Raw genomic sequence first — 15228 nt, 5'->3', positions numbered from 1 at the left:
GAGCGGGAGTCAGGGCCACGGTGGTCGAGGTCTGCCGGTTTCACTCCAGGGCGGCTTCGACGGCCCGTGCGTGCGCGTCGTAGGCGTAGGTCTCCGCCATCTGGTCGATCACATCCCGGGGCTGGAGCACCGCGGCCAGCTCGGCACCCTCGGGCGAGTGCATCAACGTGCCGTACTCCCGGGAGAGCAACTGGATGCGGGCGGTTCGAGGAGCGCGCAGGGCGGCGTATCTGCGCAGGGCTTCGGTGACGCCCAGCCGGCCGGTGTGCCGCAGGAGTTCGGCGAGGGCCACCGCGTCCTCGATTCCCTGGCAGGCTCCCTGGGCCTGATGCGGAAGCATCGGGTGCGCCGCGTCGCCGACCAGGGTGGTGCGTGCCGTGTTCCAGGTGGTGAGGGGGTCCTGGTCGAACACCGGCCAGCGGCTGATCGAGGGCGCGGCGCGGACGAGGGCGCCGACAGCCGGGTCCCACCCGGCGAATTCGCGGAGGACGTCCTCGTGAGTCGCCGGCGCCCCCGCCGCGGTTGCGAAGGCGCGTGGCGATGGGGTCGGCACGACCGCAACGAAGTTGATCAGGCGGCCGGAGTCAACGGGGTAGCACACGAAGTGGCGGTCCTGGCCGAGCCAGACCCTGACGACGGGGGGCTCGCCCGGGATGGCGGAGTCGGCCTGCGACAGACCCCGGTACGCGTCCATCCCCGAGTGCACGGGCTCGCTGGCGGGGTTCGAGAGCGCGCGGATACCCGAGTGGACACCATCGGCGCCGACGGCCACGTCGGCCTCCGCGCTGGTGCCGTCGGCAAAGGTGAGCCTGACACCGTCGGCGTGCTCGTCCACCCAACCGCAGAGACGGCCGAGGCGGACGGTGCCCACGGGGAGGAGGCGCAGCAGGATGTCACGAAGGTCCGCACGCCGGAGCGCGTGGTGGTCCGAATCGAAGCGCTCGGCATAGGCAGGACGGATCGGCACCCGCAGGAGCGGGGCGCCCTCCCGCCAGTGCACGAAGTCCAGCGCTTGGGGGAGCGAGGAGACGGACCGCAGGCCCGGCCCTGCTCCCAGACGACGCAGCTGCCGCACCGCGTTGGGGCTGAGCTGGAGGCCGGTCTCGGTGTCCCGTGGCTGCCGGGACTTCTCGTAGACGATCGGGTGCAGCCCGGCCCGATGGGAGGCCAGGGCGAGGGTCAGCCCGGCGATTCCCCCGCCGACGATGGCAATACGTAAGGCGGTCATGGCTGAACGATCTTCCTTTCACACCCGGCGCGTTCAGGTGAAGGCATCCCCGGGCGTCCGGCGGTGCGGGGCACACACGCATCGAAGCGGCGGTCGGCGATGTCCTTGACAGTGCATCCGGCACTTCTCGCCGGAACGCCCTGGACCAGCATGCCTGCGGGCAGGCGCCAGCCGGCGAGAGCGCCGGACGCCGGCGCCACGCTCACCCAGCCGGGGAGAACCGCCGGCAGGGCACCGACCGGAGGGTCGAGCCGTATGAGCTCCAGCTGGGGGCGGATCCCGGGCGTCATGCGTCCGACCCGCGCGGCAGAAGCACCGGACGGCCGGGGCGCGGACGCCGTCGGCAACTCGACTGTCATGGCGCTCCCCAGCCCTGCCGGGATCCGGCCACTGAGCGCGGCAGGATGAACTGGCCCGCCATGGCGGTCAGTTCATCCCGGGCCTCGACGGAGAGCGGTAACTCGTCGGCCGCCGGCCGGGCGCACTCCGGTCGCCGGTATGCCTGCTCCTGGCAGCGCTGCCGCCCGCCCGCGCGCTCGTTCAGTCGACAGGCATGCTCCAACTCGGCATCTTCACAAGGTGGTTCGAGAAGCCGGGAAAGCCGGCCTGCGAATGGGGGGCTCTCGGCGGCGGCCCGGACCGTGGGCAGCGTCTTCTTCCCCCGCCGCAGATCGCTGCGCTCAGGTTCGCCGGTCTCTGCACGCCCGGGGACAGTGACAGCGGGGGACCTGTCTCCCTGCCTGTCAGGCGCGCGAATTTCCCCCACGGATTACTCCCCCGGAGCAGCCAGGACCTTGATCGACTGCCATTTATCGCAGAGCCCGTCGCGAATTGCAAAAGCAGTGGCTGGAGATCACATGCGGATCCAATTCCCTACACAACCCGCTTGTCCGATGCCTCGATATACACACTGCGGATTGACCCAGTCGTTCTGCACTGATGTCGATTCGGGCGACTATGAGTACGTGTTTCTGGGCTGGTTCATCGCCTCCATCTCCATGATCGGCGGGGCTTTCGGAACGGGGCTCGAGGAGTGCACAGCGGTACACAACGCCGCATACGGCCGACGCCACCGTGATCGTCAGCAACGGCTGAGAGACACCTCGGGCGCCACCGAGGACGGGAAGAGGACGGACCGGAGTGCGGCCGACGACTGATGCAGGCCCAGGCCCGGGTCTCCTGCTCGGAGCCGACTCGGGCCGCCTTCCCCGCATCGCCCGTCTGGGGGTATGCAACCTGGGGCCGCTGCGTCACTCAGCCGACCGGCCAACGCTCAACCGCCCCCGGAGCTTGTCCACCAGCCGGTACCTCTCCCGCTGCTCACGGGACTGGCGGTGCAGCTCCTCCGCCAGCCGCTGGGACCGCTTGTCCACGTCCAGCTCGTCCAGGATCCGGTCGATCTCGGCCAGCAGCGCTCCGTGCAGCTGCCACTGGCGCGGGTGTTCCTGCACCCCGTCGAGGAGCAGATGCGCGACGATCCCACGGCTGTGGCGGCTGGCTTCGAGCTCCCTGACGAGCCGTTCCTCGGCCTCCTCCGCGTTGGCGCTGACCTGCGTGGTGATCAGTACGGCGAAGCTCTCGATCGCACGGGCCATGTGCGTGAACAGCTCCCGCAGGGCGTTGGCGATGTCCGCAGGGAAGAGCGGCTCTTCCGTCCGCGCCTTGGCGAGATCCGTCAGAGTGCGGCACACCGTACGGAGCACCACCGCGGAGATCTCCAGCGTGTCCAGGCCGGTGCGCAGGACGACGCGGTAGAGCAGGCCCTTCTTGACGCGAGGGTTGAGCCGGAGGCTGTCCTCCGCCTGGCGCAGGGACTCGTCCACCTGGACGATGTCGTGATCCAGCCGCCGCGCCTGGTGCAGCAGCGCAGCGGCCTCCGCCACGGGGGTGTGGCCGCACACCACATCGCTGAGACTGAGCAGCAACCGCCGCATACGGCCGGCGAGATCCTCGATGGCCGCACTGGCGGGTTGCACCCAGACGGGTGGCACGAACAGGACGTTGAAAAGCAGTCCGACGACCGCCCCGATGAGGGTCTCGAGCACCCGGTCCCAGGCCGTCGCGGCGACCCGTGTCACACCCAGCACCAGCATGGCGCTGATGGCCACCTCGGGGACGAACTCACCGGCGCGTACAAAACGGCCGATCACCAGCGAGGCGAGAATGACCAGTCCCAGGCTCCACCAGGTCAAGCCCACCAAGGAGCTGAAGCCGATGGCGATGACCACGCCCGCCACGACCGCGTTCACTCTGCGCATGCCGGTGGTGAGGGTCGTGTACAGAGTGACCTGGACGACGAGCAGCGCGGTCAGAGGTGCGGTCAGCGGCGCCGGTTCACTGCTCAGCATCAGGGCTACGACGTAGGAGATCACGGCGGCTACGGTCGACCGGACCGTCTGCACGACCACGGGCTCTCTGTGCCGCCGGACGAGATCCAGCAAAGGGTCGGTAACTTCACGCACCCTTGAGCTCTTCCCCCTATTTCCGTACCACAGGCAACATCGGCAGGCCGACCACCCGTGCGCTCGCCCGTGAGGACGTCTTCGCGGACAGCGGACGGCGGACGGCTCTCGGCACCGAGAACCGGGCCGGCCGACTCACACGCTTGGAGGCCCTGTGCCCCTCACACTGCGGCGCCATGACTCGGAGCTCTGAATACCCTGATCCCGGGCTCTGGCGATAGGCCCCCGGCCGATGCCGCCGAATGCCGGACACAGCGGTGGGCGGCCGGAGGGCCGAGCGAGCAGAGTTAGCATGCGAGTGGTGGGGGTTCCTCGACCGTGGTCGGCCCACGCGGTGAGCACCTCGAAAGGAAATCCCATGTGGTGCTGTCGCAGGTCGCGCGGGACCGCCCACCGTTTGGCGCGCGCCGGCATTGCCCACTGTTCCCTGGCGCCGCGGGCGGCAGCCGATGCGACGGCCGCCTCGCCCGCAACGCAACCGTCTTCCCTCTGTGCCGCCTCGGTGGCGGCCCCTCGGTGCCGAGTGCCAAGCGGGTCCCACAAGCGGCGGTCAGCGGGCATCCACGCTGGAGGATTCCGATGATCGCGGCTTACGACCCCCGGCCGTTCCGCTGCGGTGGCCTGCCTGTACTCCGGCCTCACGATCCTGCGGCACAGGCATTGGTACGCCGCCTGGCGCGCCACCGACACAGGAGGTGCCTTCCGTAGTGGCCGACCACGACCGGTCAGGCCGGCCCCGCCCCGCCGAGCGCCTCGCCGCGTTCGTGGCCCTGGCGGCGCTGCCGGCAGCGCTGACCATCCTCCTCGTCGGAGCCGTCATGAACTGGGCAGCCCTGGTGGCGGCTGTCGTGGCATTGCTGGTCGGAGTGACGGCAGGCTGGCACGCGGTCTCGCGCAGAGGAACGCGACGGGCAGTGGCGGGCCTGGGCACCGTCCTCGCGCTGGCGCTGCTGGTGGCCGTCGTCCTCGCGGAGCTCAGCCTGCCGCGTCTCGCGGTGGTCCTCGTGCTGGCGGCGCTCTCCACGGCAGCGGCACGCGTCGCGCTGCGCCGGCACGGAAGATCCGTCGCGGCGGCGGGCAGACCCGCCGCGAAACCGGCCCACCCGGTCCTGCTGATGAACCCGAAGTCCGGCGGAGGCAAGGTCGAGCGCTTTGGCCTGGCGGACGCATGCCGCCGCCGCGGCGTCGAGGCCGTCCTGTTGAAGCCGGGTGAGGATCTGCGAGAGCTCGCCGAGCAGGCGCTTGCGCGCGGTGCCGATGCCATCGGCATGGCCGGCGGGGACGGCTCGCAGGCGATCGTCGCGGAGGTCACCGCGCGGCACAACATCCCGTACGTCGTGGTCCCGACGGGCACGCGCAATCATCTCGCGCTCGACCTCGGACTGGACCGTGACGATGTGGTCGGGGCCCTCGACGCGTTCGTCGACGCAGTGGAACGGCGGATCGACCTGGCGACCCTCAACGGCCGTGTGTTCGTCAACAACGCCTCGCTCGGCCTGTACGCGCACGTCGTGCAGTCGCCCCAGTACCGGGATGCCAAGCTCAAGACCGCCGCGGAGACACTCCCGGACCTCCTCGGTCCGGACGCGGTCGGGCCCGACCTGCGCTTCACAGGGCCGGACGGTGCCCCGCACTCCACGGCGCAGCTCATCCTCGTCTCGAACGGCCCCTACCAGCTCGACCGTCTCGAAGGCCGTGGCACCCGGGAGCGCATGGACTCCGGGAGACTCGGCGTGGTCACGCTCACGATCCGCGACGCCGCCGAAGCCCTTCAGTTCACGACCCTGCAGGCGGCCGGGCAGGTGCGACGGTTCCCCGGCTGGCTCCAGTGGACCGCGGAGCGATTCGAAGTGCGCTCCGGCGGCCCCGTGGCCGTGGGGGTCGACGGCGAGGCGTTGACGGTCGAGCCGCCGATCGTGTTCGCCACGCTCCCCGGGGCCCTCCGCCTGCGGCTCCCCCGGCACACGGTCGGTCTCTCCCCGGCGGGCCGGGCGGTGCACCTGTTCTCGCGGTCGACCGTCGCCGATCTCGCCGCCGTCTGTCTCGGCCGCCCGGCGGAACGGCACCGGCAGGCCGGCGCGACCCGCTGGAAGCCGGCGTGGCTGGACAAGGGTTCCCGATGACCGGGGGCGCGCGCAACGGGAGTTGAGCGCCCCATCCGTTCCGGTTCGCGCCCCTTGACCCGACTTCGGGGCCGGAGGAGCCTGAGAGGGCTCGACGGGACGCGCGGACATGAAGATGCCGCCGGCGCCCGCGGGCGGGGGGATTTGTGAGACTGAATGAATCGCTGAATGTTGCCGCGACGTGGGTCGGCACCACCGCGCTCGGTCCCGGCGTCCGCTCCGTCGTATGGGTGCAGGGCTGTCCCTTCAGTTGCCCCGGCTGTATGTCTGCGGACTGGATACCGCAGGTGCCCGCTCACTCGGCCGAGGCTGCCGGGCTGGCTGCGGAGCTGCTGGCCGACCCCGCAATCGACGGGCTGACGTTTTCGGGCGGCGAGCCGATGCAGCAGGCCGCAGGACTGGCGCAGCTGGCCAGGTGCGCCCGCCGCATCCGCGACGTCACCCTGGTCTGCTTCACCGGATACCGACTGGAGCGGCTGCGTGCCCGCCCGCCCGCACCCGGGGTGGCCGAGCTGCTCGCCGAAGTGGACGTGCTCGTCGACGGGCTGTACATCGCGGGGCGCGACGACGGGACCGGACTGCGCGGCAGCACGAACCAACGGGTGCACCATCTCTCCGGACGACTGGCGGACAGCGGCTACGACTTCACCGGCCGTGCCCGTACGGCCGAGATAGCCATGGACGGCCCCGAAGCGCTGCTCATCGGCGTTCCTCCGCCCGCCCTCCTCACCGTCTTCGACGCCGCCGTCGACCGGACACGCCGGGCACGGCGCGACAACGCCGCGCACACCAGGGGGGCACATGAGCGGTAGGAAGCGCATCCAGGTCGAAGAGTCGGAGTGGTACCGGCTGCAGCGCGAGGCATCCCGGCTCAAGGACATCCGACGGAGCCTGCCAGGACTGATCAAAGAGGTACGCCGCCAGACGCACGACGACCTGGAGCGGGTCTTCGGTGTCATCGAGGACCGCCAGCGCTCGGTCGAGCAGGTGGTGGAGGGTCTCAGCGAGCAGACGCGCCGCCTGGAGACCGAGACCCAGCAGCGCCTGCAGGCGCAAGCACGCCGCTGGGCCGAGGAACTCAGGGCCTCCGCAGGCGAACTGCGCAAGGAGACCCGAGTACATCTCGCCGAGCAGACACACAGGCTGCGGGGCGAGATCGCGGACGAGCGACGACGGCGCCAGGCGGATGTACAGCGCCTGGCGACCGAACTCGGCGAACTGGTCCAGGACCAGGAGCGAGCCGCCGTCATCGCCCGCGACGCTCTCTCCGACGCACGCGCCATGCACCGGCTGATCCGGGACACACTGCCGCACCAGCGGTACGCCGCCGGACGCCTCGCCAGTCTGGAGCAGCACCTCGACCGCGCGGACGGAAATATCGCGCAGGCCAGGTTCGACGCAGCCCTGGCCACCGCCCAAGGCGCATATCAGGAGCTCAGCGAACTCCGGCTGGACCTCGAGGAACGCGACCGCGAGCAGCGCTACCTGCAGGTGCAGGCCAGTGAGCGGATCCTGGTCGTACAACTGCAGACCAAAAGCAGTGCCTCGCAGCCGGTGTACGGACCCGAAGGCGAGGTGTTCGGCGATGTGGACCTCGATGTCGACTACTGGTCGCGCGGCGAACTGACGGCGCTGCGAGCGGAGACCACCGCCCTCGAACAGCGCATCAAGGACGAGAACCAGCCCCTGGAGGCGCAAGAGCTGCGCGATATCGTGGAGCACAGGGCACCGGCCCTCGAGCAGCGCCTCGCGGCGATCGTCGGACGGGCCGGTCAGCGGCTGATCGCCTCCCAGCAGCGCGTGAACCTGGCCGAGGCCGTCGTGCAGACCCTAGAAGACATGACCGCCTATGAGCTGGACGAGGTCACCTACCTCGGACAGGACCAGCGGGAGGCGTACTTCGCCAAGCTCGTCCACCGCAACCGGAACGAGATGGTCATCGAAGTCGCTCCCGCCGAGGGCGACTCGGGCGGGTCAGTGCTGCGCGTGCTGTCGTACGACCACGACACCGCGGCCCGTGACGAACTGGACGACCGGGGACGAGCACTGAGCCGGCAGCTGCAGGCGCACGGTATCCGGGCCTCCGAACCGCAGGCCGAGGAAGGAGACCCTGACCCCCTGTACCGAGACTTCAAAGCACTCGGACAGGCACCGACGCAGACCCAGGGCCAGGCGCTGCCGAGCACCGCCACGGAAAGCTGAAGCGGGCGGACCCGGAAATGTCGGTGCACGGCCGTTACGGCCCTCTCGTCCACGGCCCCCTCGTCGAGCGCCTCGAAGGGTTCCGGCTGCCCGTCGGCGACTCGCTGTTCATCGTGCACGGCCGCGGCATGGACGACGTCTTCGTCGGTCACGACTACCGCGGTCGGGGCATCGAGGAACTTCTGTGGGAACTGCTGCACGCGGCGGGCTTCGAGCGGGTCGTGTATTCGACGCTGTCCCGGCCGCTGTACTTCAGGGACACGCGGTCGCGGGATCTGTCCCGACGGCGCAAACCGGCACCCGCGGCCACCGGCCGCAACCTGATGCGTCCCGAGTTCCGCGGCCCGCTCGGCCGGCGGCTCCTGCCCGAAACGGTGGCCGGCTCGGGGGACGTGCCCAAAGTGCCCTCCCCCGACCCAGGCGCCGTGTATCCCGCACCCGTCACACTGACCGACCAGCACCGTGTGATGATGCTCGACCACTTCATGCGGCAGAGCGGGGTTCGCACCGCCGTCGTCCTCAGCCACGCCGAGGAGTCCCTGCGCTACGACCGGGCGGATCGAGCCCTCGCCGGAGCGCTCGCGGGCTGGGCGGAGCACCACGACGACCACAACCTCTGCGTCCTCCTCTTCCGTAAACACACGCTTGAAGAGGTGCAGCAGTTCGTTGCCGACCTGCGCAGTGTCCCGCGGCTGGAGAGCTACCTGCACGACCAGCGGCAGCGTTCCACCGGCCGCGCCACCGCGGCGATCGGCCATCCGCACGCAGCGGAACTGGACCGGCTCGTCCATGCCACGCGGATCAGGAACGGGCTGCGCATCGGCGACTGGCGTGAACTTCCGCTCGTCGTCCGGGCCATGGCTGCCGAGCCGATGCCGGCCAAGAACTGGCAGTCGCTGCTGCGGCGACTGGCCGACGAGAAACACCCGCTGCGCCTCGCCGAACTGCGGCAGCGACAGTGGGTCGGCGGCAGCACCCAGGACGAACTCAGCGTCTCGGACCGCATCGACCGGATGGTGGGCCTCGGCTCGGTGAAAGAGCATCTGGAGGACCTGCGCTGGCGTGTCACCACGGACGCCGCACTGCGCGCCCGGGGTCTCGGCCTCGACGCGGAGCCCGGCTCACCGCATCTGGTGTTCACCGGCAACCCCGGCACCGGCAAGACCACAGTCGCACGCCTGGTCGGCGAGATCTACCGCGACCTCGGCCTGCTGCGCCGAGGGCATCTCGTGGAGGCCGAGGTCCCGGACCTGGTGGCCGGCGTGGTGGGCCAGACGGCGATCAGGACCAACGAGACCGTGGACCGGGCCCTGGACGGAGTGCTGCTCATCGACGAGGCGTACCGGCTCAGCGACCAGAGCGGCCGCGGCTTCGGACAGGAAGCCATCGACACACTGCTCAGCCGTATGGAGAACGACCGCGGCAGATTCGTACTGATCGTCGCCGGCTACCCCGACAAGATGGAGGAGTTCCTCGGCTCCAACCCCGGCCTGCGCAGCCGGGCCTCCGCCGCCAACATCATCCACTTTCCCGACTACGAGCCGCCCGAGCTGCATGCCATCCTCCTCGCTCGGATGCGCGACCTCGGCCTGAGCTGGACCCCGGAGCTGGAGGACCGGCTGCGCGAGGTCACGCAGGGCATGCACGCCACACGCGGCGCGGACTTCGGTAACGGCCGGGCCATGCGCGACCTCGCCGACGAGCTCAAGACACGTTGGGCACGGCGCGTACGGGCAGTGGTGAGCGAGCCCATGGAACCGGGGGATCTGCCCGACAGGTACCGGACCCATCTGCGGCAGCCCACTCCCCCGGTCGATGAACTCCTCGCCGAACTCGACGGTTTGGTGGGGCTCGATCCCGTCAAGGAACTGATCCGGGATTTGGCGGGACGGCTGCGGCTACGCCGGCAGCAGGGCAAGGAGTCCTTTCCGCCGCCCCATCTGCTGTTCGTCGGTCCGCCCGGGACCGGGAAAACAACCGTGGCGCGACTCGTCGGTGGCCTCTTCCACGCACTCGGGCTGCTCAACCGCGGACACATGATCGAGGTCACCCGGGCCGAACTCGTCGCAGGCTACGTCGGACAGACGGCCCTCAAGACGAAGGAGGCGATACGGTCCGCTCTCGACGGAGTGCTGTTCATCGACGAGGCATACAGCCTCTCCCGCCGTGAGCACGGCGGAGACTTCGGCACGGAAGCCATCGACACCCTGACACGCGAGATGGAGGACCTGCGCGGCCGCCTTGTGGTCGTCGCCGCCGGATACCCGGCGCCGATGGACGACTTCCTCGCCGAGAACCACGGACTGCGCTCCCGGTTCACAGAACGGGTGATCTTCCCGCACTACTCGGGGCCCGAACTGGTCGAGATCCTTCGCCGCACGGCCGAGCAGCAGGGGTACGTCCTTCCCGCGCCGGTGGCCCGGCGGGCACGGACCTGGCTGGATCGCCAACGCGTCGCGCACCCCCGGGACTTCGGTAACGGAAGAACCGTACGAGTTCTGCTGGACCGTATGGAGGCACGCCTGGCCCGGCGCCTCGGTGGCGGCGAAGGCCCCGTCACCGGCCCCCTCGCCTTCGCCCCGGAGGACGTGCCCGATGGCGACGACTGATTCCGTCACTGCCACCGCGCCCCTGGCCGACGAAGCGTGTCCTGTCTGCGCCGCGCCGATCGGCGACGAGCCGGAGTGCGGCAGCTGCGGCTGCATGCTGAGCGGGAAGCTCATCCTCGGCCGCCTCACGCCGAAGATCCGGAACGACATCGACGATCGGCTCGCAGCAGCCCGACGCCGCTTCGACCTGACCGCCGCGGCCCGTGCGTCCGGCGCGCCGTGGCGGACGGATCTCGTACGGCTCGACCGGATGGAGGCCCTGGTTCGGGAGGGGCCGCCGCCGCCGGGCGAACGGGAGGACGTGCTGCGCGAACTGGAAGAGGAGGGGAAGCGGCCGGCTGCCGTCTCGCCCGACAGCGCCGGCAGGCCGAGCGATGCGGCCGGCGCACGGACGCTGCGGGATCTGGCGCGCGCGGCCCTCGCCGCCGGGTCCGGGCACTCGCCGGATGTCACGCTCGCCGAGATCACGGCGAGCGGGCTGACAGCCACCGTATTCGGCCGGGGGCAGGACGGCGAGACCACCGAGCGGGCTGATGTGCGCACCTGGAGCTGGGCCGAGCTGCTGGCCGGGCTGCCGAAGGACCCTGATGCGGCGCTGTTCATCCTCGCGGGCGGCATCGGGCACGGGACGGGACCGCGGGCAGGTACGGACGCTCTCGTCATACCCGAGACACTCGAGCACATGGCGGAGCGGACCGTCCTGGTGAACCGTGTATCCGGCTGGACCGTGCCCGAGTCTCTGCTCGGACTGCTGGAGCAGCGGCTGCCGGACGCCGAATCCGTACGGCTGCCGGGCGAGGCGCCGCCGCCGGACACGATGCGGCACGCTGACGGGTTCACCGCGGCGGCCTGGGAACAGGACGCGGACGCCGTGCGGCTCGCGGGCGGCGGCGCGGACGGCTCGGTCCGCATTTGGCGGCTGTGGGACCCCGAGCCGTTCGAAGTCCGGTCCCTGCACCAAGGCCGGGTGACCGCCGTCGACATCGCCGACGAGGGCAGATCGGTGGTGAGCGGAGGCAAGGACGGTGCCGTACGGCTGTGGTCGTTCGGCGGCTCCGGGCGAGCGCGGACACTGGCCCGGCACCAGGGCTGGGTCGATGCCGTACGGATCCGGGCCGGCGTCGTGTTCAGCCTCAGCGACGACGGAATACGCAGGTCCACACTGTTCGCGGAACCGAACGACGCCGCCACCCCGTTTCCGCTGCGCGTCGCCTGGTCGTCGGCCGCGGCCCGGCTGGCGGTCACCTCCGACGCCCGGATCCTCGTGGTCGGCGGCGCCGGGGAGGCGGTCGTCCGGGACGGCACAAGCGGCACCCGGCTGTTCTCCGTGACCACCGGCTCCACCGTCACCGCCCTCGCCCTGGACGCCGGGGACCGGCTCCTCGCCATCGGCTGCGCCGACGGCACCATCCACATCCACGACCTGCACGAACGCGACCCAGTCGGCCGATGGACCGGCCACAGCGGCCCGTTGCGTGCCCTCGCCTTCGGGCCCGGCGGGTCCCTGGCGGCCGCCGACGACACCGGAGGCATCCGGGTGCGCAGCGCCGACCCGCGCGGAGCGCCGCCCGGCGAAGTCCAGAGCCTGGCCGTGGGGGCGCACTCAAGCCCGGTGCGTGCACTGGACTTCAACCGGCTCGGAGAACTTCTGAGCGCGGACGGCGACGGGCTCGTTCGGGCCTGGCGCCTCCCGCGCCTGCACTGACACCGGTACCGACTCTGCCCGAAAGGAGGGCGCCGTGACCGAAGGCTTCCTGACCTCGGCCTTCAAGCACCAGCGGCCCCAGCTCGAAATGCGCCTCGACGACAACGCAGGCGCGGACACCGTGACCGCGGCCCTGCGCGAAGTCCTGGAGCGCCTCGACGCGGCGTCCTACGGCGCCTCGTACCGGGCGCCGGGACAGGCCCCGGACAGCACGCTTGCGGACGCCGCCCGCCAGCAACTCGTCGCCACCGTGGATCTGCTGCGCGCCGCCGTCGTCGGCACGCTCTCCACCGTGCGCGCCCCCGCCGTACCCCCGCCCAGACCCCGTCCGCCGGCGCGCCGCTCGCCGTTCCCGCGCATCGCCTTCCTCGGTCTGGGCGGCGACGACGAGGACAGCCACGAGGCAGAGGCACGAGAACTGGAGGAACAGCGCCGACGACAGCCGCCGCGCCCGACCGTGCACACGCTCTCGCTGCTCGACCACGTGCAGGCCGCCATGGAGGCCGCGGACCGGCTGCTCGCCGAGGCCGAGCCGCCGCCCCCGGAGCGCGTGGCGCTGCCATGGTCCGAGGACGCGGAACTCCTCAATCTGATCAGGGACTTGATGGCAGCGCATGCCGAGTGGGACGGCGAACTCGCGCTGCGCCACATCGACCGGCTGCGCAAGAACCTGGCGCTGCTGCACGACATCAAAGTCGTCGACTTCGACGGAACCAACGAGAGGCTGTTCGCCTTCGGTATCCATCCTGATCCGGAGCAGCAACGGGTCGTGACCGTACAACCGGCCCTGGTGACGGCGGACGGCCGGGTACTGCGCCGGGGAGAGGTCCATGAGCCCGCCCCGGCGCCGCCGGGACCACCGGGCGGCGGGGCCCCTGCCCCTGCCCACGAGCGCCCGGACCACGGGGAGCAGGGCGACGAGCACAAGGAGCGCAACAATGGCTGACACGTCCGGCACCGTAGTGGTGGGCTTCGACCTCGGGCACGGCGAGAGCGCACTCGCAAAAGCGCACACCAGCACGACGCTGGCGCCCGAAATCGTCGACATCGGATCCACCGGAGGCGGCAGGCAGCATGTCACCGTGGTCGCGGAGCACCCCACCCGCGGTGTCCTCGTCGGCAGGGAGGCTGCCGAAGCCAAGGGCGTCACGTCGCTCTATCTCGCCTTCAAGTCGCCCGAATTCGGCCGTGAGGAAGTTCGCCACCCTGTTCTTCTCTTCGTGGCCAAAGTGAAGGCGGATGCCGTCGCCCGCGACGGTGAACTGGGCGACAAGCGCCGGGTGCGCTGGGTGTTCGGAGCGCCCTCGGGCTGGAGCGGTGACCTGCGCCGCGCCTATGCGGACCTGCTGAGGTCCGCGGGCCTGCAGCATGTGGACGTGGTCCCCGAGTCGCGGGCCGCCATGCTGTATGCCCGAGAGTCCATGGACATCACCATCGGCCAGGACCAGTTGTCGGGAAGCATCGTCGTCACGGACGTCGGGTCCTCCACAACCGACTTCACTCGCGTTCTCGGCTATCACACCGGACCACCCATCGACACCGGCGTCCAGCTCGGCGCCGGGCTCATCGACCGGACCATCCTGGAGCGCCAGCTCGAACGGCACTCCGAGCGCAAGGCACTGGAGGAGTTGCTCCACAACAACCGACTGCTGCGGCTGAGACTGGAGCTGCTGTGCCGGGAGGTGAAGGAGATCTACTTCCGCACCGACCCCAGCCGATTCGCCGACGACCCCGACGCCACGGTGGGCGGAGTCCACCGGGTCCAGATCGACAAGAAGTCGTTCTACTTCGACATCGAACTGACGGCAGCCGACATGGAGGCCGTGCTGGACGCGCCCCAGCCCAGTCTTGAGGGCCGCTCCTGGCGGCAGGCTTTTCGCGACGCCCTGGACGAGGTCGCCCAAGAGGTGGGCGGGCAGCCGGACGCCGTACTGCTCACCGGAGGGGCATCGCGCATGCACTTCGTGCAGGAGCAGACCCGGGAGGTGTTCGGGGCGGACAGGGTGCTGCTCGGCCTGGAACCGGAGGTGGCGATCGCTCGCGGACTGGCGCTGGCCGGCCGGATGAGCCTGCGGGCCGCGGGCTTTCGGGCCGACATCCGCAAGCTCCTCGAGGGCGACCGGATCGGATCGCTCGTGCAGGACAGGCTGCCGTCCCTGGGCGCGAAGCTGGGTGAGGCGGTGGCGGACGGAATGACCGAACGGCATGCGATCCCCGCCTTCCGGCGCTGGCAGGCCGGTCACATCGCGACGCTCAACGACATGGCGGCGGGCATCACTTCGGCTCTGCACGCCGAGCTGACCGATCCCGACAACCCGCGGCTCAAGCAGGTGATCACCGACTGGCAGAACGAACTGCGCCCCGACCTGGAGGAGTTGACCAGGCCCATCTGCCGACGCTGGCACATTCCGCCGTCAGCGATGGCACTGCCCGCCGTGGAGGTGAGCGGCGGGCAGCTGGAGGTGCCGTTCGACTCGGCCGCCGCCACGCAGGTGCTGGACAATATCGCCAAAGTCATGAACGTGGTCGTCGCCGGAGTGGTCGCGACGACCCTGTTCGGTGCCGGCACCGCCATCATCGCCGCGACCGGGCCGTTCGCCGTGATCATCGCCTTCGTCGTGGTGCTGGTCGGGCTCAGTGAGGGCAAGGAAGCGGCGATGCGCAAGGCGCAGGAGGCCAATATTCCGATGTGGATGCGCAAGGTCGGCGGCGAGAACCGGCTCGTCAACAAGCTGCGTCAGGGGGCAGGGCCCCAGGAGGCGCAGCTGGCGGCGGCGTTCAGCGCGCAGTTCCTGGACGACGGTGGGCAAAAACTCATGAGTGAGATCGCCAAGGGCATCGCCGATGACCTCGACGCCCTCGCCGAAGCGGCGGAACTGCTCGTCTCCTGAGCAACGGG

The 15228-nt window shown here is 70.4% G+C and carries 10 protein-coding genes; 8 read left to right on the top strand and 2 right to left on the bottom strand.

The window, feature by feature from the left end:
- Positions 1-40: 40 nt before the first annotated feature.
- A complete protein-coding gene (locus tag OG883_RS14060; RefSeq protein WP_266539893.1) occupies positions 41-1228 on the bottom strand; it encodes an FAD-dependent monooxygenase in 1188 nt (395 codons plus the stop codon).
- 917 nt (positions 1229-2145) lie between these two features.
- On the opposite strand from OG883_RS14060, the gene OG883_RS14055 reads away from it, so the two are divergent.
- Positions 2146-2385 carry a hypothetical protein gene (locus OG883_RS14055; RefSeq protein ID WP_266539891.1) on the top strand — a complete coding sequence of 80 codons (240 nt, stop codon included), beginning with the start codon at positions 2146-2148 and terminating at the stop codon, positions 2383-2385.
- Positions 2386-2478: 93 nt separating this feature from the next.
- On the opposite strand, the gene OG883_RS14050 is transcribed toward OG883_RS14055, so the two are convergent.
- Entirely contained in the window at positions 2479-3690 is a 1212-nt protein-coding gene (locus OG883_RS14050) for an aromatic acid exporter family protein (RefSeq protein ID WP_266539889.1), read from the bottom strand.
- A 707-nt stretch (positions 3691-4397) separates the two neighbouring features.
- Between OG883_RS14050 and OG883_RS14045 the strand changes: the two genes are divergently transcribed.
- The 7 genes from OG883_RS14045 (at position 4398) to OG883_RS14015 (ending at position 15220) form a co-directional block, all read left to right on the top strand.
- Positions 4398-5813, top strand: coding sequence for a diacylglycerol kinase family protein (locus OG883_RS14045; RefSeq protein WP_266539887.1), 1416 nt, complete (start codon positions 4398-4400; stop codon positions 5811-5813).
- A 146-nt stretch (positions 5814-5959) separates the two neighbouring features.
- Positions 5960-6625, top strand: a complete 666-nt coding sequence (locus tag OG883_RS14040; protein WP_266539885.1) for a 4Fe-4S single cluster domain-containing protein — start codon at positions 5960-5962, stop codon at positions 6623-6625.
- Positions 6615-8015 (top strand): hypothetical protein, encoded by a 1401-nt coding sequence (locus OG883_RS14035; protein ID WP_266539883.1) that lies wholly within the window; start codon positions 6615-6617, stop codon positions 8013-8015. The genes OG883_RS14040 and OG883_RS14035 overlap by 11 nt, the downstream gene beginning before the upstream one ends.
- Before the next feature lie 17 nt (positions 8016-8032).
- The gene (locus OG883_RS14030) at positions 8033-10624 is read left to right on the top strand and encodes an AAA family ATPase (RefSeq protein WP_266539881.1); all 2592 of its coding nucleotides are present in this window, start codon (positions 8033-8035) and stop codon (positions 10622-10624) included.
- Entirely contained in the window at positions 10611-12329 is a 1719-nt protein-coding gene (locus OG883_RS14025; RefSeq protein WP_266539879.1) for a WD40 repeat domain-containing protein, read from the top strand. The genes OG883_RS14030 and OG883_RS14025 overlap by 14 nt, the downstream gene beginning before the upstream one ends.
- 34 nt (positions 12330-12363) lie before the next feature.
- Positions 12364-13275, top strand: a complete 912-nt coding sequence (locus tag OG883_RS14020; protein WP_266539873.1) for a hypothetical protein — start codon at positions 12364-12366, stop codon at positions 13273-13275.
- Complete coding sequence (locus tag OG883_RS14015) at positions 13268-15220, top strand: Hsp70 family protein (protein ID WP_266539871.1); 1953 nt, start codon at positions 13268-13270, stop codon at positions 15218-15220. Before OG883_RS14020 ends, OG883_RS14015 begins: the two co-directional genes overlap by 8 nt.
- Positions 15221-15228 lie beyond the last annotated feature (8 nt).

Source organism: Streptomyces sp. NBC_01142 (assembly GCF_026341125.1).
Lineage (GTDB): Bacteria > Actinomycetota > Actinomycetes > Streptomycetales > Streptomycetaceae > Streptomyces.
Note: the sequence above shows the minus strand (reverse complement) of the source record. Positions and strands in the feature narration are given on the sequence as shown.

Coding starts and splice junctions, on each gene's coding strand:
- OG883_RS14060 (WP_266539893.1), bottom strand. CDS start 1,228: ATGACCGCCTTACGTATTGCCATCGTCGGCGGGGGAATCGCCGGGCTG.
- OG883_RS14035 (WP_266539883.1), top strand. CDS start 6,615: ATGAGCGGTAGGAAGCGCATCCAGGTCGAAGAGTCGGAGTGGTACCGG.
- OG883_RS14030 (WP_266539881.1), top strand. CDS start 8,033: ATGTCGGTGCACGGCCGTTACGGCCCTCTCGTCCACGGCCCCCTCGTC.
- OG883_RS14025 (WP_266539879.1), top strand. CDS start 10,611: ATGGCGACGACTGATTCCGTCACTGCCACCGCGCCCCTGGCCGACGAA.
- OG883_RS14015 (WP_266539871.1), top strand. CDS start 13,268: ATGGCTGACACGTCCGGCACCGTAGTGGTGGGCTTCGACCTCGGGCAC.